Raw genomic sequence first — 20,508 nt, forward strand, 5'->3', positions numbered from 1 at the left:
CCTGACGCGGTCAAACTCGGCCTAATCAAACTATTGAAATTTATCGCAATACAATTTACTTTTTTATAGTTTGAAAAATGGACCTGTAGTCGTGACGAAACCGGTTTCCAATCTCATCTGCCGCAGCGTGGTGGAGGCGAGCGAGCTTTTAAAGCTTGTCGCCAACGCCAATCGCCTGGCCATCGTCTGCTATCTCATGGAAACGGAGGCTTCCGTTTCCGCACTGGAATATGAACTCGGCATTCAGCAACCGACACTTTCCCAGCAGCTTGCCGAATTGCGCGATGCCGGTGTGATCGAGGGCTCGCGGGAAGGCAAACAGGTGATTTATCGCGTCACCGATCCGCGCATCATCCAACTCGTTGCGACATTGCGCGGTCTTTATACTGATCTTTCTGATGTGACCGGCAAGAAAGGCAGGCGAGCTTTGCCACTAGATGAGGCGATGTTCGATTAGCATGATCGACCTCTACACCTGGATCACCCCGAACGGCCTGAAAATCTCGATTGCGCTGGAGGAACTCGGCCTGCCCTATATCAGCCACGCCATCGACATTGAAAAAGGCGAACAATTCTCAGCCGACTATACCCGCGTCAATCCCGGCTCGAAAATACCGGCAATCATCGACCGCGATAACGGCACAGTTCTAGCGGAATCGAACGCGATTCTGATCTATCTCGCCGAAAAGGCCGGGCGTCTTCTGCCTGCCTCCCCTGCTGCGCGGCTGGCAGTCACCGAATGGCTGATGTGGCAGGCCGCCAATTTTGGCCCGACACTCGGTTATGCCCATTATTTCCTGACCTACAATACCGGACATGCACCCTTTGCCGAGGCGCGTTTCGCCTCGGATACGGAGCGCCTCTACCGCACTTTGAACCAGCGCCTGACGGGCCGGGAATTCATCGCCGGTGATTTTTCCATAGCCGATATCGCCATCTGGCCATGGGTCTCGCGTTTCGCGCGCCATAAAATTGACCTCGACGATTTTCCGGAGGTACAGCAATGGTATCGCCAGTTCGGACAGCGCGAAACCTTCCGGCGCGGTTACCGCGTGCCTTTCGCGACATCAGACGTACCTGGTCTTTAACCCGCTTTAGCAGGCGACAAGGTGGCCGGGCGAGACCTCACGGTACTCACGCGGTTTCACCACGTAATCGATCGCGCGGATCGGGCTTTTCAGCTCGTCATTCGCGGCATTTCGCCGGGTGTTTCTGCGTTCCGGGTCCGGCACCGGCACGGCGGCCATCAGCTTGCGGGTGTAATCATGCTGCGGATTGTCAAACACCGCCGCACGTGGGCCGATTTCAACGATCTCGCCGAGATACATTACCGCTACCCGGTGGCTGACGCGCTCCACCACCGCCATGTCATGGCTGATGAACAGGAAGGCGAGATCGAGGCTTTGCTGCAGATCCAGCATCAGGTTGATGACCTGCGCCTTGATCGAAACGTCCAGCGCCGAAACGCTCTCATCGGCGACAATCACCTTCGGCTGGAGCGCAAGCGCGCGGGCGATACAGATACGCTGACGCTGGCCGCCGGAAAATTCATGAGGGTAGCGCGCCGCCATATCGGGCGAAAGGCCGACCTTCGCCAGCATATCGGCCACAACATCCTTCGCCTCGCGGGCGCTTCCCATGCGGTGCTCCAGAAACGGTTCGGCAATCGCCGCACCCACCGTCATGCGCGGGTTGAGCGAGGCATAGGGGTCCTGAAAGATCATCTGCACCGTTTTGCGCATCTCGCGCATGCCTGATTTGTCGAGGGCGAGAATATTCTCGCCATTAACCATCACTGAGCCGGCATCCGGCTCGATCAGCCGCATGATGGCGCGCCCGGTGGTCGATTTGCCGCAACCGCTTTCGCCGACCAACGACAATGTCTCGCCGGCCCTGAGATCAAAGGACACATTCTCCACCGCATGCACGCGGCCGCTGAGCCGTCCCAAAAGGCCGGAGTGAATATCGAAGCGCTTGGTCAGCCCTTCTACCTTGAGCACCGGCTGGGCACTCGAATCGACGGTATCGCCCGGCCGCGCCGGCTGCTGCGTTTCGCCTGTGGTGGTGTTGACGATGGGAAACCTGAGCGGTCTTTCCTCACCCGTCATGGAACCCAGAACCGGAACGGCGGACAAAAGCGCGCGGGTATAGGGATGCTTGCCGCGATGAAAGATATCAGCGGTCGCGCCAACTTCCACCTGCTCGCCGCGATACATGACAACGGTACGATCGGCGATCTCAGCCACCACGCCCATGTCATGGGTGATGAACAGAACCGACGTGCCTTCCTCCTCCTGAAGCGTCTTGATGAGGTCAAGGATCTGGCCCTGAATGGTCACGTCGAGTGCGGTCGTCGGCTCATCGGCGATCAGCAGCTTCGGCCGGGATGCAAGCGCCATGGCGATCATCACGCGCTGGCGCATGCCGCCGGAAAAGCGATGCGGATATTCATCGAAACGCGATGCGGCTGAAGGAATACGGACCTTTTCGAGCAGCCGAACCGTCTCCGCCCTCGCGTCGATTTTCGACATCGGCTGGTGGCATAACAAGGCCTCGGAAATCTGGTCGCCGATGGTGAACAGCGGATTGAGGCTGGTCATCGGCTCCTGAAAGATCATGGCGACCTCGTTTCCCCTCACCTGCCGCATGGCATCTTCGGAGAGGGACAGCAGGTTGCGCCCTCCAAGCAGGATTTCACCCTCCACCCTGCTGCTTTCACGATCCAGCAGCCGCATGATGGAAAGGGAGGTGACGCTTTTACCCGAACCGCTTTCACCGACGATCGCGACCGTTTCACCCGGCCCGACATCAAAGGAAATATCACGAACCACGGGTTTCCAGCCGCCATCCACGTGAAAGGACGTGGTGAGATTGCGGACGGAAAGCACGGCATCTTCGGCACCAACGGGTGCGGCCTGCGGCATGGTCATGATCGTTCCCTTCTTGTCGTTAGGTTTTGGCGGCGCAAGCGGTCAAGCCTAGTCCGGCCAGCGCAGCATGCCGTCGAAGCGGTGTCGGCTCCGGTCTTCGAAAGGTGTTGCAATCACCTCGTTGGAGGCACGCGCCTTGTCCAGTTCCTCGGCCAGACGAGACGCCACGATGGTTTCCTGTCCGGGATGCAGATTGCATGGGTCGAGATAGAAATAGCGATGCTCTACCTCGTGGTCGCGGGTGATGATGGGAGGATTGCCCCTGGCCAACGCCGTCGTCAGGTCCCAGGCAGTGATATGCGCTTCTTCGGCATCGATGATCACGCGCAGCCTGTCGAGCGGGTTATTGGTCGGATCCGGCTCGATGAGCGCGGTCACGCCCGGGCGGCCATCCAGCGTTTCCTTCCAGAGATTGAGATATCCGGTCTCGCGCTCACGGATGCCGGCATGGTCGCGCTTTTCCCAGGCTTCCAGTGCCGCCATAACGCCATAGATGCTTTCCTTGCCGACCTTCATGCCGCGGCCAATGCCCATATTTTGCAGGAAGGCGTTGCGCACCAGTTCCTTACTTCCGGCCACGATGCCGGAGGTGGGGCCGCCGAGAAACTTGTGGCCGGAATAGAGGACAATATCTGCGCCGGTGGCCAGAAACAGCTGCAGATCATATTCGGACGCCGCATCCACGATTACCGGAACACCCTTGGCATGGGCGATCTCTACGAATTCGGAAAGATGCAGCAGGCCATAATTCACGACATGGTGCGAGATGACATAGACCGCCGCCGCCGTCTTTTCGGTGATGGCGTTTTCCATGTGGAAGCGATGGGTCGATGTGGCCTGCCCGACCAGCACCACCTTGCCGCCGCCAAGCCGGATCGCCTGATCCACCGGCGCGCCGTAGCTCACCACATGCCCCATCTGCACCAGCACTTCATTCTTTTCCGGTGCGATATCAGGCAGCTTTTCGATGGCCAGGAGATTGTTGCCGGTGATGGCGCCGGCAACAGCAAGGCTGATGCCGGAAGAGCAGGAAGCAGTGACGAAACCAGCCTCGCCGCCCGTCAGTCTCGCGATGATCGCGCTTGCCTTACGCTGCAGATCGTTGATCTCTACGAATTGCGGCAGGATCGCCGCCATGGCCTCAACCGCCTCTGGAACGACGATGGAAGCACCGAGCGACGTCATGGTGCCCGAGACGTTGATGACCGGGCGAAGGCCGATCCTGCTTCTGATATCCTCGGTCATGTCTTTCTCCTGTCTTTGCGATGCGATAGGCATCGACATATATGCCATAATAATGTAATAGCTTCTCAAAATTCATGAGGAGCCCGAAATTGGACGCCCATAAACTGGACGAATTGTCTTCACACGCCTTGTCCGCGACCGAGGAAAACCCGGGCGCGAAGGTGGCCAAGCGCTCGCGTGTCAGCGGCATTGATCGCGCTCTTCAGGTGATTGATTACCTTTACGAAACCGGATCGCCAGCTGGCGCTTACGCCATTGCCAAGGCGATCAAGGCGCCACTTTCCACCGTCTATGTGATCGTTGACGATCTGGTCGAAAAGAACATGCTCGCGCGCAACGCCGACGGTAACATATGGCTCGGCGCACGGCTTTATCACTACGGCCTTGCCTATGCCCGTTCGCTGGATTTCATGGGTGTCGCCACCCACGAAATGCATGATCTGTGCCGCCATGCGGGTGAGACGGTGCAGCTTTGCGGTCGCGACGGTGACCATATGCTGGTGCTCGCCATGGCGGATGGCCCCAGCCATTTCCAGGTTGCCTCGCGCGTCGGCACCCGTGTTCCATTGAACTGGACGGCATCCGGCCGCCTGCTCGTTGGCCATCTGCCGGAAGAGGAGCGCGTCGAGCTTTTCAAACGCTGCGCCCGCACGTCGCCCACCGGCCGTGCGGAAATCAACCCGGAAGCGCTTTCTCAATCGGCAGGCACGGCGTTCCGTGACCGGCTGTCGATACAGGTTGCGGAATCCGACTACGCTGTTGCCTGCATCGCCTCGCCGATCTGCGACACCAATGGAGAATGCGTGGCAACGATCTCCATCGTGCTGCCGGAACAGAAGGTGCTGGCGGACGAAAACCACTATACCGAACAGGTCAGGGTTTCGGCCGAAAGGATCGAGAAGCTGATGGGCTGGCGCAACCATTGAACGGCCTCAATCCCTAAGGGCGATGATGGCTTCTATCTCGACGGTGATGTTGCCCGGCAGCGAACCGAACCCCACGGCGGAGCGGGCGTGCTGCCCCGCATCGCCGAACACATCGATGAAGAGATCCGAACAACCGTTGATGACGCTTGGATGATCGCGGAAATCGCTGACGGCATTGACCATGCCGAGCAGCTTGACCACCTTCTTCACCCGCGACAGATCCCCAAGCGCCTCATGCATGACGGCAAGAAGATTGATGCCGGTTAAACGCGCATGCTGGTACGCCTCGTCCAGCCCGATCTCGGCTCCGACCTTGCCGGCGTACAGGTGTCCGTTCTCCTCCCTCGGGCCTTGCCCCGAAAGATAGAGCATGTTGCCTTCCACCACATGCGTGACGAAATTGGCGATCGGCGGCGGTGGCGGCGGCAGCGAGATGCCGAGCGCGGCAAGCCGGTCGTAGGGCGAATGACGCCCATCTGCCTCAAGCGAAGACTGTTTCACGCGAATTCCTCATAATACCGGGACGGGTATCCCTATTCTTTGCGGAAGACGGAGAGCATCCCTCCCCGCCGCTCCAGTCGGTTCAGCGCCAGGAATAGCCATGGCTGTGGCGCACGAGCTTGCGCGCTCTCGGGACATAGCGGCTGGCGGCAATGGCCTCCGCACCGATCACCGCATAGCGCGGCTCGAACAGCCGCTTGAGACGCGAAACGTCGCCGTTGGAATCGGTCGCCTCCAGATCGGCATCGACAAGATCGAAAACCGTGAAATCCGCGCGCTGGCCAACATCGAGGCGGTTTTCCATGTCGAGGCGGATGATGGAGGCCGGATTACGGGTGACGGCCTCGACGACATTTTCGAAGGGCATATCGACCGAAAGCAGCTTCGACATGGTCGTCGCCAGATCCCAGACGGGGAAATTCATCGAATGGCCATGCAAATCCGTGGAGATCGAGAAGGGCAAAAGGCCGCGCGCGATCGCCGCTTCCGCCACCTTGAAGGAGAAGGATGCACCGCCGTGGCCGATATCCAGCCGGATGCCTTCCCCCGCGCAGCGCTCCGCGAGGTTGAACAGGTCCTCGTCTTCCATGATGCTGGAGCCGGACTTGCCGTTGAAGCAATGGGTCACGACATCGCCGGGACCGAGAATTTCCAGCACCTCATCGTAGAGCGCAGGCGGTTCACCCACATGCACCATCATCGGCACTTTCAGGATCTTGGCGATCTTCTTGCCGAGTTTGACCGGCGTAACACCCCAGGAACCCGTAATGACATGGCTCGCCCGCACCTTGAGGCCAACGATATGTTCGCTGTTCTCGGCATAACATTCAAGGATGCGGTCGAGGTCGATATCCTTGATATCGCGAAGTTCCGGCACCCGGTTGCAGGCGACAAGCCCGATGGAGCCGAGATTGAGGAAGGCCTTGATGCGTTCCTTCGATGGTTCGATGATATATTCGCGAAAACCGTGGAAATTTGCTTCCCCTGCCGAACCGGCATCCACCAGCGTCGTCACGCCGCGCTCGGCCCCGCATTCTGAGGGGCGGATGGAGATATCGGTGCCGCCATGCCAGATATGCACGTGCAGATCCACCCAGCCGGGCGAGACGAATGCGCCCTTTGCGTCGATGCGCTGCGCATCCGCCGGCGCCTGAAGGGCAGGCCCAACCGCCACGACCTTGCCATCGCCGCCGATCAGGATATCGGTCTGGGCCTGTGGCGCCCCCTTTTCGAAGCCGACGGGTTTCACATTGGAGAGAAGAATGGGAGCTTGAAAAGGCGTTTTTGCCTGTTCACCGGACGTCATATTACAAATCCCTTCGCAGTCTTGGGTCGAGCATGTCCCGCAGCCCGTCGCCGACCATTTGCAGCGAGAGCACGGAAAGAATGATGGCAAAGCCGGGGAAATAGGTCATCCAGTCCGCCTGGCCGATATATTGGCGGCCGGCGGAGATCATGGTTCCCCAGGTCGGAATTTCGGGGCTGACACCCAGCCCCAGAAATGAAAGGCCGGCCTCGGCCAACATGGCGCTGGCGAAAAGGAAGGTGCACTGCACGAGGATCGGCGAGATCAGATTGCGCAGCACATGCCGCGTCATGATGTGGAAGGTGGAGATGCCGAGCGCCTTGGCCGCCTCCACATACGGCAATTCCCGGATAACCAGCGTCGAGGCGCGCACGATGCGGGCAAGGCGAGGCGAATAGACGACGGCAAGCGCAATGATTACCGTCGTCAGCGACGGCCCGAGTGCGGCCACTAGCGCGATGGCCAGCAAAATATCCGGAAACGCCATCATGGCATCGATCAGTCGCGCGATCGGCGTATCCAGTTTCTGGAAGAAACCGGCAAGCAGGCCGAGCGTGATGCCGATCAACGCCGAGAGCGCCACCACGGCGGCCCCCACCAGAAGCGACAGCCTTCCCGCAAAGATGGTACGGGAAAAAACGTCACGGCCGAACTCGTCGGTGCCGAACCAGTAGAGTTCGCTCGGCGGTTTCAGACGGTTGACGATCGACAGTTTCGACGGCGAATAAGGCGCGATCATCGGCGCGAAAACGGCGAGCAGCACGAAGACGAGCAGCACGATCAGACCGGCTGCGACCGTCTTGCGCTTCAACAGACGCCGAATGAACAGGATGGTCGGGTTGCGCGCCGGCTGGGCGGTGGAGGTGATATCGGCCATCAGTAACGAACCCTCGGATCGACCAGCAGATACAGCATGTCGATGGCAAAATTGATGAGCACGTAAAGCCCGGCGATGACGAGAAGCGCGCCCTGAATGACCGGATAATCGCGCCTCAACACGGCTGACACGACGAGATTGCCGACGCCCGGCAGGCCAAACACGGTTTCCGTAACGACCGCGCCGGAAATCAGCACGGCGGCGGTGAGACCAAGCACGGTGAGGATGGGGATGAGTGCGTTCTTCAGTGCGTGTTTCATCACCACCCGGCGTTCCTTGACGCCCTTGGCTCTGGCGGTACGGACATAGTCGTCGCCGAGAACATCCAGCATCGAGGCGCGGGTAAAGCGCAGAATGAGGGCGGAAGAAACGAGGCCGAGTGCGATGGCTGGCAAGGTCAGGTGATACATGCGCTCGAGGAAGCTTGCGCCCGGACCGCCATATCCCGACACCGGGAACATATCGAGCCGGACGGCGAAGAACTGCATGAGGATCAGGCCAAGCCAGAAGCTCGGAATGCTCGCCGCCAGCATCGCAATGGTTGTCGCTGCCTGATCCACGAAGGAACCGCGCCGGTAAGCGGCATAGATGCCGATCGGAAGCGCGATGGCACTGGCGATCAACAGCGAAAAGATCGTCAGGAAGAAGGTCGGTTCCGCCCGATCCAGAAGCGCCGATCCAACCGGCATGTTGAGGAAGATCGACTGGCCGAGATCACCGCGCAGCAATTGCCCGATATAGTAGACATATTGCACGCCAAGCGACTGATCTAGGCCAAGTCTGGTGCGCAATTCCGCGATGTCCTGTGCCGAGGCGTCCGGCCCGAGCATCACCGCCGCCGGATCGCCGGGCGTGACGCGCAGGATGATGAAAACGATGGTGACGACGAGAAACATCACCACGATCATTCCGGCAAGTCTCTGGAAAATATACCGTATCACGTATGAATGCTCCGAAGCGCGTGATGGGCCGCTCTCAGGCGACGGTTGAACAGAGTTGTCGACGAGTGCCGGTAAACCCGGCGCTCATGGCTGGAAGACTCCCGCCTCCGTCATGCCGGATCTGATCCGGCATCCAGCCACCGCGCGTCTGCGTGGTGAAGGCGTCCTCTTGCGGTCAAAGACTTGATCGCGCTGGACCCCGGATTCAGTCCGGGGTCACGGAGTGCGGAGCGGTCTTACTTCGTAACCGAAGCATTCCAGAAATAGGGCCAGGGAGCCGGATCGACGCCATCAAGCTTGTTGGACTTCGCCGCCACGGCGTTGAAGTCGCCGATCTTGATGAGCGGCAGCTCGTCATAGATCGTCTTCTGCACCTTGGCCCAGAGAGCAATGCGCTTCTCCGGATCAGCCTCCGAGGTGAAAGCGTCCACCGCCGCCTTGCGCGTCGGCGTGTCCCACCAGCCCGGCGAACCTGTGGAAAGCGCGCCAATCAGCGCCGGCTCCGGCAGGAAGGGGCTGTGGCTGATGTAGATATCCCAGAGCTTCGGGTCGGCACGGCGCTGCGTCAGCGTCGCCCAGTCAACCACCTGCATATCCACCTTGAAACCGGCAAGCTTCAGATACTCCGCTGCCACCTGCGCCATTTTGTAGTGGAACTCATACTGACGGCTGGTGAGGATGCGCAGCGGCTCGCCATTATATCCGGCGGCCTTCAGCTTTTCGGCTGCGGCCTCCGGGTTGCCGACATTATAATTGCCTTCGACGCCCTCTTCCGAATGCCAGGAGAAATTGGACGGATAGTAGGCGCCATCAAGCGCATAGAAATCCGTGCTGCCGAACGCCGCCGCCAGCATGTCCTCCATGTTCAACGCTTCGGTCACCGCCTTGCGGACCTCCAGCTTGGAAGACAAACCTTCCTTGGTGTTGAATACAAAGACCGGATAACCGAAGGGCTTCAGCATCAACGGCTGCGAGGCCGAGGAGGACTTCACCTTGGCGAAGGATTCCACCGGAATGGAATCGACGTAGTCATACTGGCCGGAAACAGCGGCCTCGACACGGGTATTCGGATCGGGAACCGGAACGAAACGGATTTCATCGAGATACTGATGGCGCGCACCGCCATATCCGTCACTTTCACCGTCACGAGACTTGTAGCCGTCGAAACGGACGAGCTGGATATATTGGTCCGCCTTGCGTTCCTTCAGCATATACGGGCCGGTGCCGACAAATTCTGTCATCGGCTCAGCCTGCTTTTCAGCGGGCAGAATGATGGCTGCGGAGTTGTTGAAAGCAAGCAGCGAGGTTAGCGGCGCATAGGGCTGCTTGAGCGTTATTGTCACCGTCTCGGCATCAGGCGCGGAGATATTGTCGATGAAACCGGCGACCTGTTTTCCGCGTGATCCGATCTTCATCCAGCGGCCAAGCGAGGCGACGACATCTTCCGAGGTCATATCGCTGCCGTCATGGAACTTGATGCCCTTCCGCAGCTTGATCGTGTAGGTTTTGCCGTCCGCACTGATGTCAGGCAGGCTTTCCGCCAGAAGCGGCGTCACCTTCCACCCCTTGTCGAAGGTATAGAGCGTTTCGAAAATGTGTTGCGTGACAATGCCGACGAGATCGGCCGTCGAGGCCATGGGATCGAGTGTCGGCGGCTCGCCGATCGTGGCGACATTGATGACACCGCCCTTTTCCGCAGCCATCATCACGCCCGGCGCTAGCATCAATGCAGCAGTGGCGAGAAATGCAAGTTTACGTCTCATTGTTAAGCTCCCAGCTCTTGGTTCCGACCTTATGAGTTCCATTATTATGTTATATCAATCTTTATAACAGAATAACTCGATAGGGCGCCTTGTCAATGACAATGCGACGCGAGGAATGGTTTCAAAGACAGGCGAAATGGAAGACGGGCCTTCGCAGGAGGCGGAAACGGAACGTAAGTCGATGGAAAACAGGCTATTTCGCCCGAAACACGGCGCGCGGCAAACACCGCTGCTGCCAGCCGGAACTGCGGAAACTACGGCTGGCTTTCAACTGGAAAACGAAGAGGAGGAATTAAGAGGCTTTGATATTTCGCATTTGCGAACAAAGTGCTATTGAGGATCAGACCAAGACCAGATTACGACAGACATAATCTCGCATTCTTATTAATCGTTACGTTATTCGCCTTCCCAGCCGTGTTTTTAAGGGCTGCAGACAGACCAGATATTCTAAACCGACGAGCTTTATTCCGGGGCGGGTTATAAATTTTTATTACGTTGAAATTATTGAGGAAATCATGAAGACGGCAATCGTGCATGACTGGCTCACCGACAGAGGTGGGGCCGAAAAAGTGCTTCACAACCTTCTTGAGATCTATCCTGACGCGGATCTCTATTGCCTTGTCGATTTCATGAGCGATCGAGACCGGGGCTTTCTCGGTGGCAGGCCGGTCAACACCTCCTTCATCCAGAAACTGCCTTTCGCTCGTAAAAAATATCGCTCCTATCTGCCGCTGATGCCGCTGGCCGTCGAACAATTTGATCTCAGCGGCTACGATCTGGTGATTTCCTCAAGCTACGCCGTCGCCAAGGGCGTTATCACCGGACCCGGCCAGTTTCACGTCTCCTATATTCACAGCCCCATCCGTTACGCCTGGGATCTCCAGCACCAGTACCTGAAAGAATCGAAGCTTAGTCGCGGTTTCGCCTCGTGGATCGCCCGTGCCGTTCTTCACTATATTCGCATGTGGGACATCCGCACCGCCAATGGCGTCGATCTCATGACGGTCAATTCCAAATTCATTCGCAGCCGGGTTCGCAAATGCTACGGACGCGACTCTACGGTTATTTATCCGCCCGTGGATACTTCCCATCTCTCCCCTTCCGACCTGAAAGGCGATTATTTCGTCACGGCTTCGCGGCTGGTGCCTTACAAGAAGGTCCACCTCATCGTAGAAGCCTTTGCAAAAATGCCCGATAGACGACTGGTCGTCATCGGCGACGGCCCGGACATGAAACGCATCAAGGAAATCGCCACTCCCAATGTCGAGATCCTCGGTTTCGTCGGCAATGACGAGCTTCACAAATACATGGCGGAAGCCAAGGCATTCGTATTTGCCGCCGAAGACGATTTCGGCATCGTCCCGGTTGAATCGCAAGCGCTGGGAACACCCGTCATCGCCTATGGAAAAGGCGGTGTACTAGAGACCGTTGTTCCTCTCGGCGCCTCCAATCAGCCGACCGGCCTTTATTTCCGCGAGCAAACGCCTGAAGCCATCTGCGCTGCGGTGCAGGAGTTTGTCGATAACTCCGACAGTTTCGACAAGAACGCCTGTGTCGACAACGCCGCCCGCTTTTCAAGTGAACGCTTCCTGCGAGAATTTGCCGATACCGTGAATTTTGCGCTGGCCGAACGGGCCTGACATGCAATTTTCAAGGTCAATATATCCATATTGGATATATTCTATTGACGTCGACAGAGACACTCATAGGTAAAGCGAGTGGCGTCACCGGCCTTCTCTTATCCAGCGCAGGCTCGCCGTCGCCTTGTCCGCAATGCAGTCGCCGTGCATAATGATTCCTCGTTGTGAGCGAGGCGGCCCTGACCGGCCTTACCTCATGAGTGATTTGGTCGTTGTACAAACAGAGGAATATCACAAATTGGTATCTAGTAAATACCAAATCGTGATATTTATGCGGAATTATGAGCAGGAAACGCGTCGAGCCAAAGACGCCGTTGGGAAAACGGCTGACCGAGGTCCGCGAAGCACTGAAATTTGACGAGCGTGAGCCATTTGCTGAGGCACTAGGCCTGACAGTTGCAATGCTTGGTTACTATGAACGGGGCGACCGTATTCCCGACGCTGGCGTTTTGGCGCTCTATCGTGAGCGGTTCGGCATCAATATAAGTTGGCTCGTGGCCGGTATGGGCGACATGTTTGACACGGCGCCAGCGGCACCTACTCTTGCCTACGACGTTGCCCTGCTGCAAAAAATCAGCGACCGGGTCGAGACGATCTTCGCGGAGTGTCGCCAAAAGTCGCCTACACGGTCTACAATAACGGAGGCCGCGCTTATTTATAACGAACTGGCCAAAACCATATCGGACATTCGCGACGTCCAGATGGTAGAGGCAATTTTACCCGTACTTCTGCTACGCTTCAGGGAGCGTATAACAACACCAGGATCGGGACTCGGCAAATACGAATCTTCAAGTTTTTAATATTAAGCATATTTATACAACTGCCACAATAGACAGATTTTTAACCTCATTCAATACTTCCGATACACGATTAGTATTTCATAATAAATTTTGTATCCACATCAACTAAATATTTCACTGAATTATAAATAATTTTAAAATTTACATTAGGTGTTTTCATGGAAGATAAGGCGTTGCGTGATCACAGCTATGATATAGCCAAGGGTCTCGGCATAATTATGGTTGTCTTTGGTCACGCGGAAAGAGGTTTGAGTATTTCTGGTATGCCGACGCACTTCAGCCTTATGGGCTTTATTGACTATACGATTTACACCTTCCATATGCCGTTTTTTTTCTTCGTGTCTGGACTTTTTTTCTCCGAAAAAAATGTCGACCCGACAGATTTTCTTACCAAACTCGGAAAGAATATCGCTTACCCTTATCTGTTCTGGTCAATTCTGCATGGCAGTCTGATGGTGGCTATGGGGCGTTTTGGTCTCACTAACACGACCATAGATTTCACCCGTGTCCTCGAAATCCTGTGGAACCCGATCAGCCCCTTCTGGTTTCTCTACGCATTGTTTTTCTGCCAACTTGCATCATATATTTTCGTTCAGGTGCCTCCGATTGTCCGCATTGCATTTGCGCTTGCCCTCTTCACACTTTTTTATCTGCACAGCCAGTCTGTTCCCTTGGATATCGCATATGGGCTCGTCTATTTCACACTTGGCACTGTTGCCAAGCAATATGGTTTTCGGCAGAGGCGATACACGGTACACTCATTTCTCGCGCTTCTCGTCGCCTTTGCGATTTCCACCTATTTATCGTGGCAAACCGAAATTCCCGAACGGCTTCCTTTCCCATCCGCAATTCTCGGCATATTCCTGATTATCGCAATTTCGCAGGCGCTTGTTATTCGCGAAAGCGCGATTTCGTCGATGCTCAAGACACTCGGCCAGTTATCTGTCGGCGTGTATGTCATGCACATCATCGCTATAGGCTTTGGCCGAGCTGTCGCGGTGAAGCTTTTCCACGTCACGGATATGGCGAGCTTGCTAGCGATCACGACCGTTATCGGCGTTGCCATACCGGCCATCGTACAGATGGCCGCTGTCCGCTTAGGGATCCAAGAGTGGCTGGCGCTGCCGGCCTCCGCCCACCGCAAGCGTGAAACCAGCGCCGCAGGCCAGCCGGGGAGACTGAGGATCGGCCGCTGATGCGGGGAAAAGATACTTTAAAACAACCAATTATCGTGTTTTTAAGTCAAACATGAAAGAAACTGGACAGGCGTGACAAAACTGCACTAGCGCTATGCGGTAATCGCAGTGATTATGCCGTCCGATTGAATATAGAAGAACGATGATACTGACGCCATTCGGGTTCGTGAATATTGTGCATGTTACGGATTTTCCGGCGCAATCGAGCGACGACTTAACTTGAAGCATCGCCTTAAGTTAGGCAATAAGCCTGATGCCAGCGTAGACATTTCGTGACACGATTCTGCTGAACGGATGTAATGCCCGGTTGAGATTTGATTTACCGGTGTCAAATATGAAGTGCCGATTTTTATAAAACTATACGATGTCCGGTTTGTTTCTTTTTTCGGACGAAATTTATTTTGAGGACCAAATGCGTTTATTGAATGTTTCGATTCTGCTTGCCTCCGCAGCACTTGCGGGGTGCACCGTGACCGCGGCATCAGGCCCCGATGCGGCAACAATCGAATCCAACGCTTCAGTGAAATTCAGTTCCAAGGACAAAAAGAAAACTGCGGGCGTTGACTACGCTCTCATCGATATCAACAGTTCCGTCCTGAACTATGTCGGCGATACCACCACCGCTACCCTGCTCGGCAGTTTCGGCGGCGGCAAGGGTGGTGTTCCGGCGTTGCCGATGGGCGTTGGTGACGTGGTGCAGGTCGCAATCTTCGAAAGCCAGGCGGGCGGACTTTTCATTCCAAACGATGCGGGCAGCCGTCCCGGCAACTTCATCAGCCTGCCGAACCAGACGGTAGACCGGGAAGGCAATATCAGCGTTCCCTATGCCGGCAAGATCCGCGCAACAGGCCGCAATGTCGAGGATGTGCAGAGCGAGATCGAGGAGCGTCTGGCCAACCGGGCCATCGAACCGCAGGTCCTCATCACCAAGATTTCCAGCCGCTCCGCACAGGCATCCGTGCTTGGCGACGTCAAGGAGCCGACGAAGGTCCAGCTTTCAGAAGCAGGTGACCGCGTTCTCGACGTCATCTCCTATGCAAAAGGCCTCAGCGCCCCGAATATCGAATCCTATGTCACGTTGATCCGTCGCGGCAAGACCGCGCGCGTCAACTACAATCACCTTGTCAGCACGCCTTCCGAGAACATCTATGTGGTTCCGGGCGACACGGTCATGGTGGAGCGTGAACGCCGCACCTATCTCGCTTTCGGCGCTTCCGGCCTCAATGGTCGTTTCGAATTTGAGGACGCCGCGCTGAAGCTCTCGGATGCGCTGGGCAAGGCGGGCGGATTGCTCGATTCCCGTGCCGACCCTGCGCAGGTCTATGTCTATCGTACCGTCAAACGCGATCTTCTCGTGAAGCTTGGCATCGACATGTCCAAGTTCCCGGGACAGGAAGTTCCGGTCATCTTCCGCGCCAACCTGCGCGATCCTTCAACCTTCTTTGCCACCACGAAATTCCCGATGCAGGATCGCGATATCATCTACGTGACCAACTCTCAGGCAACCGAACTTTACAAGTTCCTGGACCTCGTCGGCTCCGTTCCCGCAACGGCCGGCAACGTCTCCGAGGATGTGCTTGCGACGCGCAACGCCATCCGGGCGTTCTGACCCTCGGCAACTCGCCGCTCCTGTTCAAAGCCGCCCCGGAAACGAGGCGGCTTTTTATTTTGGTCACGATTGGGGTCAAGTTCCGTGCATCGAGCCCGGCGACGGGCACATGCCCAAAACCGCCACAACCCTTGTTTCGCAAGGCAACATGACGGCATACATCGTCGCCGCCATTACAAAAGTTTAAGGTGATTTTGCAGCGCATTGGGTGTCTTGTGGGAGCTAAAGCTGCTCCCAGGGCTTGCCGAACATGTTCGGGAAACATGTATTGCTCTCATTTTGCGGAACCGTCAGATGAAACGTTTCTGGACCGCCCTCAGCGTTCTCGCCATCGCAGCCGCCGGCGCGTGGTATTTTAAAGATCGCCTGCCCCTTGATCAAATTCCCTATCTCAAACAATTCGCCAGCGTTTCGCCACATGCAGAAACGGCAACGGCCGATGGATCTGCCGGCAAGAAGGGCCAGACGTCGCAGAACGGTCAAGCCGGCCAGCAGACAGGCCAGAGGCAAGGTGGCGGGCGGCGCAATGGCGGGCCGCCTACCGTCAGCACCATCGCCGTCAACAAGGCGACGTTGCCAATGGATGCTACGGCGACGGGATGGGCGGTTGCCGCCGACATCACCAATATAGCGCCGCTTCAGGCCGGTCTCGTCACGGAAATCTCCGCGAAGGACGGCCAGCATATCAAGGCGGGCGATCTGATCCTCAAGATGGACGACCGTATCGCCCGCGCAGCCGTCGACAAGGACAAGGCCAATATCGCTGCCGATCAGGCAACGCTGGAACAGACGGAAGCCGCCTTCCAGCGCGCCGCCAATCTGGTCAAGCAGAGCGCAGAATCCCAGCAGGTGCTGGATCAGGCAAGGGCAGCCAGGGACAGCGCCGCCGCAAAGATCGATGCCGACAAGGCGACGCTTGCTTCCGACCAGGTAACGCTCGAACATATGGAGATCCGTGCGCCCTTCGATGGGCGACTTGGCGATGTTACCGTCAGCCCCGGTGCCTATCTCAGCGCTGGCATCAATATTGTGACGATCACGAAATACGATCCCATCTCTGTCAGTTTTCGCCTGTCGCAGCGCTACCTGCCGCAATTGCGCGAAGGCGTTCAGAAGGACACGGCGGTCGATGTAGACCCGGCGGCAACCGGCGGCGAGCCCATGAGCGGCATGCTGCGTTTTTACGACAACGTCGTAGACCAAACGTCCGGTACCGTACTTGCCAAAGCGGAATTCAAGAACGATCGCGGGCTGTTGTGGCCCGGCCAGTCCGTCAACGTCACGGCTCATTTCGTATCCGACGCGGAGATGATCGTCGTGCCGACGGTTACCGTGCGGCCGGGGCCGAAGGGCAATTTCGTCTACACCGTCGATGACAACCACCGTGTTCATATGACGACCGTGGAGGTTGCCCGCTCCAACGGCGATATGACAGCCATTGCCAGCGGCCTCACCGGCGGCGAGCATGTGATCATCGAAGGCCAGTCGGGACTTGCCGACGGTCAACAGGTGGTCGAGCAATTCTCGGACAAGGGCGGCGCGGCCGCCAATCTGGCCGCCAATATTCCGCAGCAGGAACAGGTGGGTAACCCATGATCCCGAATTTCTGCATCAACCGACCCGTTGCAACCACCCTTCTCGCCATCGGCCTCGTGCTCGCCGGGCTTGCCGGTTTCCGCCTGTTGCCCGTCGCTGCGCTGCCGAAAGTCGATTTTCCGACGATCAGCGTTTCGTCGTCGCTGTCGGGCGCCTCGCCGCAAACCATGGCCACCTCGGTCACCACGCCGCTGGTGAAGCAGTTCGAGACCATTCCGGGTGTCAGCGAAATCAGCGCCACCAACACGCTGGGCAACAGCTCCATCGTGCTGCAATTCGATCTCAACCGTGACATCGACGCAGCGGCAGCAGATGTTCAGGCGGCGATTTCGCGCGCACAGCGGCAATTGCCAAGCAACATGACGACAACGCCGAGTTACCGCAAGACCAACCCGGCCGATGCGCCGGTACTGCTGCTTGCCATCAACAGCAAGGAGATGCCGACCAGCAAGGTGGACGAAATCGCCGAGAACATCATCTCGCCGCTGCTTTCAACCATCTCCGGCGTCGCGCAGGTGAGTATCTACGGCGCGCAGACCTATGCCGTGCGCATTGGCCTCGATCCCTCGCAGCTTCAGGCAAGAGGGCTTGGCGTCGATACCGTCACAACCGCCATCGCGCAGGCGAACAATCAGGTGCCCGTGGGCGCGTTGCAGAACGACAACCAGCGCCTGACGATAGAGGCAGACACCCAGCGCACCGATGCAGCGGCCTTCCGCTCGCTGGTGGTGGCGACAAGCAACGGTGCTTCCATCCATCTCGGCGATATCGCCAATGTCACCGACAGTATCGACAACCCCAATGCCGGCAGTTGGTTCGATGGCGAACAGGCGATCGTTCTTGCCGTGCAGCGCCAGCCGGACGCCAACACCGTTGATGTGGTGGATGCCATCCGGGCCAAGTTACCGGCGCTGCGCCAGCAATTGCCGCCATCGGTCAATATCAACGTCATGAATGACGCCTCGACCGCGATCAAGGACGCGATTGCCGACGTACAGTTCACGCTGCTCCTCACCATCGGGCTGGTGGTCGCGGTTATCTATCTCTTCACCGGGCATCTGACGGCGACCATTATTCCGGGCCTTGCCGTGCCGCTATCACTGATTACCGCCTTCGGGGCCATGTATGTTCTGGGGTACAGTATCGACAATATCTCGCTACTCGGGCTGACATTGTCGGTCGGACTTGTGGTGGACGATGCGATCGTCATGCTGGAAAACATCCTGCGACTGCACGAGGAAAAAGGCCTGACGATGCGCGAGGCGGCCCTTCAGGGCGCCGCGGAAGTCAGCGGCACCATTCTGTCCATGTCCATCTCACTGGTCGCAGTGTTCATTCCCATTCTGCTGATGGGCGGAGTGATCGGCAGGCTGTTTAACGAATTCGGCATGGTGGTCACGCTGGCGATCATGGCGTCGGCGCTGGTTTCGCTGACTGTCACGCCGATGCTCGCCTCACGGCTTTCGGGTCATTCCTCCAGACCGCCGGCCATCATCCGTTGGTTCGACGCCGGCTTCGAGCGCACGCTTCGCCTCTATGGCAAGGCCGTCGGCTGGTGCCTTTCCCATCGCCGCGTGGTTCTGGGCGCATTCCTGGCATCGGTTGCAGCATCGCTTTATCTGTTCGAGACTTTGCCTTCCAGCTTCTTCCCGCAGGAAGATATCGGTCGCCTTTCCGTGTCGACGCAGGCGCGTGAGGACATTTCCTATACCGCGATGCGCGATCTTCAGGCGCAGGTGGCCGATCAGATCCGCAAGAACCCGGCCGTGGTGCATGTGACCTCTACAGTCGGCGGCAACTCCCGCAACCCGCTGAATAACGGCTCGATGTTCGTGGAGCTGAAGCCGAAGGAAGAGCGTGCACCGCTAAGCCAGGTATTGGCGGAACTTGGCCAGGCGACATCGAAGGTGGCGGGCATCCGCACATATATCAATCCCCAGCAAAGCTTGCGTTTGGGCGGGCGCAGCTCCGCCAGCCAATACCAGCTCGTCATTCAGGGCCTGAACGCCGACGCGACCAATGAATGGTCGAACAAGCTGATGGAGGCGATGCGCCGCGACCGCACATTCGCCGCCGTCAATTCCGACGCTCAGAACGGCGCAATTGCGGCGACGATTTCGGTCGACCCGGAAAAGGCAGCCGCCTTCGGCATCACCAACGACCAATTGCGCAAGACGCTGGAAATGTCGTTCGGCGGTTATACGGCGGCGCAAATCCAGTCGACCGGTGATAGCTATGATGTGATCGTCGAATTCGACAGTTCGAAACAGTGGAATGACGATTTCCTGAGCGACATCAACATTCTCTCGGCAAAATCGGGTGTTCTGGTTCCGCTTTCCAACTTCGCCACCCTCACCCGCACGCAGGCGCCGGTGACCATCAACCAGACGGGCCAGCTCGTTTCTACGACCGTCTCCTTCAACCTGCCGGATGGCGTGGCGCTTTCGGATGCGACGAGCCGTATTGACCAGATCAAAACCACCATCGGCCTGCCGCAGGACGTGTTCACCAGCTATGGCGGCACGGCGGCGATATTCCAGCAGAGCCAGGGCAATACCGGCATCCTCATTCTTGCGGCGGTGTTGACCATCTATGTGGTGCTGGGTGTGCTTTACGAAAGCTTCATCCACCCGCTGACCATCCTTTCCGGTCTGCCGGCGGCGGCTTTTGGCGCGCTGGTGGCGCTGAAGGTGATGGGCATGGATTTCTCGATCATTGCGCTGATCGGGCTGTTGATGCTGATCGGCATCGTCAAGAAAAACGCGATCATGATGATCGACGTTGCGGTGGAACTGATCCGCGAAAAGGCCGAACCGCCCACCAGCGCCATCCACGAAGCCTGCGTGCGCCGTTTCCGGCCGATCATGATGACGACCTTCTGCGCGCTGCTGGGCGCCCTGCCCATCGCCCTCGGCTCAGGCGCCAGCTCGGAACTGCGCCAGCCACTTGGTGTTGCCGTGGTCGGTGGTCTCATCGTCTCGCAATTGCTGACGCTGTTCATCACCCCGGTCATCTTCGTGGAAATGGACAGGTTGGGTACCTACCTCACCGGGCTGTTTTCGCGCAAGACATCGGCTAAAAAACACGCGGAACCGCAAAAGCCGGAAAGTGCCAGCGAACCCGATTCCGTCGCGGCATAGATCGTAGATACGCATTTCCGGACACAAACCGCGATGCG

Annotated in this window: 17 protein-coding genes; 10 read left to right on the top strand and 7 right to left on the bottom strand. The window is 57.6% G+C overall.

Going from position 1 to position 20,508, the window contains the following annotated elements; all coding sequences use genetic code 11:
* The first annotated feature begins 91 nt into the window (after positions 1–91).
* Positions 92–457, top strand: a complete 366-nt coding sequence (locus tag T18_RS09260; RefSeq protein WP_003510774.1) for an ArsR/SmtB family transcription factor — start codon at positions 92–94, stop codon at positions 455–457.
* A gap of 1 nt (position 458) precedes the next feature.
* Positions 459–1,088, top strand: coding sequence for a glutathione S-transferase family protein (locus T18_RS09265; protein WP_038493983.1), 630 nt, complete (start codon positions 459–461; stop codon positions 1,086–1,088).
* A 6-nt stretch (positions 1,089–1,094) separates the two neighbouring features.
* Here the strand turns inward: T18_RS09265 and T18_RS09270 are convergent, their stop codons facing one another.
* The gene (locus T18_RS09270) at positions 1,095–2,930 is read right to left on the bottom strand and encodes an ABC transporter ATP-binding protein (protein ID WP_038493986.1); all 1,836 of its coding nucleotides are present in this window, start codon (positions 2,928–2,930) and stop codon (positions 1,095–1,097) included.
* A gap of 48 nt (positions 2,931–2,978) precedes the next feature.
* Positions 2,979–4,175, bottom strand: a complete 1,197-nt coding sequence (locus tag T18_RS09275) for an aminotransferase class V-fold PLP-dependent enzyme (protein WP_038495785.1) — start codon at positions 4,173–4,175, stop codon at positions 2,979–2,981.
* An 89-nt stretch (positions 4,176–4,264) separates the two neighbouring features.
* Here T18_RS09275 and T18_RS09280 point away from each other — a divergent pair, with 89 nt between their 5' ends.
* Positions 4,265–5,101 (top strand): IclR family transcriptional regulator, encoded by an 837-nt coding sequence (locus tag T18_RS09280; protein WP_038493992.1) that lies wholly within the window; start codon positions 4,265–4,267, stop codon positions 5,099–5,101.
* Positions 5,102–5,107: 6 nt separating this feature from the next.
* Here the strand turns inward: T18_RS09280 and T18_RS09285 are convergent, their stop codons facing one another.
* From T18_RS09285 to T18_RS09305, 5 genes are all read right to left on the bottom strand, one after another.
* Entirely contained in the window at positions 5,108–5,602 is a 495-nt protein-coding gene (locus T18_RS09285; RefSeq protein WP_019564632.1) for a RidA family protein, read from the bottom strand.
* Positions 5,603–5,684: 82 nt separating this feature from the next.
* Positions 5,685–6,908 (bottom strand): amidohydrolase/deacetylase family metallohydrolase, encoded by a 1,224-nt coding sequence (locus T18_RS09290; RefSeq protein WP_038493995.1) that lies wholly within the window; start codon positions 6,906–6,908, stop codon positions 5,685–5,687.
* Position 6,909: 1 nt separating this feature from the next.
* Positions 6,910–7,785: an ABC transporter permease gene (locus tag T18_RS09295; RefSeq protein WP_019564634.1), complete on the bottom strand. Its 876-nt coding sequence runs from the start codon at positions 7,783–7,785 to the stop codon at positions 6,910–6,912.
* On the bottom strand, positions 7,785–8,726 hold the full coding sequence (locus T18_RS09300) for an ABC transporter permease (protein WP_003510794.1): 942 nt from the start codon (positions 8,724–8,726) through the stop codon (positions 7,785–7,787). Before T18_RS09300 ends, T18_RS09295 begins: the two co-directional genes overlap by 1 nt.
* A gap of 236 nt (positions 8,727–8,962) precedes the next feature.
* Positions 8,963–10,489, bottom strand: coding sequence for an ABC transporter substrate-binding protein (locus tag T18_RS09305; protein WP_038493998.1), 1,527 nt, complete (start codon positions 10,487–10,489; stop codon positions 8,963–8,965).
* A gap of 136 nt (positions 10,490–10,625) precedes the next feature.
* Here T18_RS09305 and T18_RS09310 point away from each other — a divergent pair, with 136 nt between their 5' ends.
* The 7 genes from T18_RS09310 (at position 10,626) to T18_RS09340 (ending at position 20,470) form a co-directional block, all read left to right on the top strand.
* Positions 10,626–10,826 (top strand): hypothetical protein, encoded by a 201-nt coding sequence (locus tag T18_RS09310; protein ID WP_127966203.1) that lies wholly within the window; start codon positions 10,626–10,628, stop codon positions 10,824–10,826.
* A 178-nt stretch (positions 10,827–11,004) separates the two neighbouring features.
* Positions 11,005–12,129: a glycosyltransferase family 4 protein gene (locus tag T18_RS09315; protein WP_003510798.1), complete on the top strand. Its 1,125-nt coding sequence runs from the start codon at positions 11,005–11,007 to the stop codon at positions 12,127–12,129.
* 281 nt (positions 12,130–12,410) lie between these two features.
* Entirely contained in the window at positions 12,411–12,929 is a 519-nt protein-coding gene (locus T18_RS09320; RefSeq protein WP_013761537.1) for a helix-turn-helix domain-containing protein, read from the top strand.
* Positions 12,930–13,087: 158 nt separating this feature from the next.
* Complete coding sequence (locus T18_RS09325; protein ID WP_080863761.1) at positions 13,088–14,125, top strand: acyltransferase family protein; 1,038 nt, start codon at positions 13,088–13,090, stop codon at positions 14,123–14,125.
* A 412-nt stretch (positions 14,126–14,537) separates the two neighbouring features.
* Positions 14,538–15,734 (top strand): polysaccharide biosynthesis/export family protein, encoded by a 1,197-nt coding sequence (locus T18_RS09330; RefSeq protein ID WP_013761539.1) that lies wholly within the window; start codon positions 14,538–14,540, stop codon positions 15,732–15,734.
* Between the two features lie 294 nt (positions 15,735–16,028).
* Positions 16,029–17,330 carry an efflux RND transporter periplasmic adaptor subunit gene (locus T18_RS09335; RefSeq protein ID WP_038494004.1) on the top strand — a complete coding sequence of 434 codons (1,302 nt, stop codon included), beginning with the start codon at positions 16,029–16,031 and terminating at the stop codon, positions 17,328–17,330.
* A complete protein-coding gene (locus T18_RS09340; RefSeq protein ID WP_038494007.1) occupies positions 17,327–20,470 on the top strand; it encodes an efflux RND transporter permease subunit in 3,144 nt (1,047 codons plus the stop codon). Before T18_RS09335 ends, T18_RS09340 begins: the two co-directional genes overlap by 4 nt.
* Positions 20,471–20,508: the final 38 nt, after the last annotated feature.

The sequence above is a fragment of the Rhizobium sp. TBD182 genome, from assembly GCF_001950375.1.
In the GTDB taxonomy this organism is placed as follows: domain Bacteria; phylum Pseudomonadota; class Alphaproteobacteria; order Rhizobiales; family Rhizobiaceae; genus Agrobacterium; species Agrobacterium tumefaciens.

Excerpts from the sequence above, each read along its gene's own strand:
- T18_RS09320 (WP_013761537.1), top strand. The coding sequence starts at position 12,411 with ATGAGCAGGAAACGCGTCGAGCCAAAGACGCCGTTGGGAAAACGGCTG.
- T18_RS09305 (WP_038493998.1), bottom strand. The coding sequence starts at position 10,489 with ATGAGACGTAAACTTGCATTTCTCGCCACTGCTGCATTGATGCTAGCG.
- T18_RS09295 (WP_019564634.1), bottom strand. The coding sequence starts at position 7,785 with ATGGCCGATATCACCTCCACCGCCCAGCCGGCGCGCAACCCGACCATC.
- T18_RS09330 (WP_013761539.1), top strand. The coding sequence starts at position 14,538 with ATGCGTTTATTGAATGTTTCGATTCTGCTTGCCTCCGCAGCACTTGCG.
- T18_RS09275 (WP_038495785.1), bottom strand. The coding sequence starts at position 4,175 with ATGACCGAGGATATCAGAAGCAGGATCGGCCTTCGCCCGGTCATCAAC.
- T18_RS09315 (WP_003510798.1), top strand. The coding sequence starts at position 11,005 with ATGAAGACGGCAATCGTGCATGACTGGCTCACCGACAGAGGTGGGGCC.
- T18_RS09335 (WP_038494004.1), top strand. The coding sequence starts at position 16,029 with ATGAAACGTTTCTGGACCGCCCTCAGCGTTCTCGCCATCGCAGCCGCC.
- T18_RS09340 (WP_038494007.1), top strand. The coding sequence starts at position 17,327 with ATGATCCCGAATTTCTGCATCAACCGACCCGTTGCAACCACCCTTCTC.
- T18_RS09270 (WP_038493986.1), bottom strand. The coding sequence starts at position 2,930 with ATGACCATGCCGCAGGCCGCACCCGTTGGTGCCGAAGATGCCGTGCTT.
- T18_RS09265 (WP_038493983.1), top strand. The coding sequence starts at position 459 with ATGATCGACCTCTACACCTGGATCACCCCGAACGGCCTGAAAATCTCG.
- T18_RS09290 (WP_038493995.1), bottom strand. The coding sequence starts at position 6,908 with ATGACGTCCGGTGAACAGGCAAAAACGCCTTTTCAAGCTCCCATTCTT.
- T18_RS09325 (WP_080863761.1), top strand. The coding sequence starts at position 13,088 with ATGGAAGATAAGGCGTTGCGTGATCACAGCTATGATATAGCCAAGGGT.
- T18_RS09310 (WP_127966203.1), top strand. The coding sequence starts at position 10,626 with ATGGAAGACGGGCCTTCGCAGGAGGCGGAAACGGAACGTAAGTCGATG.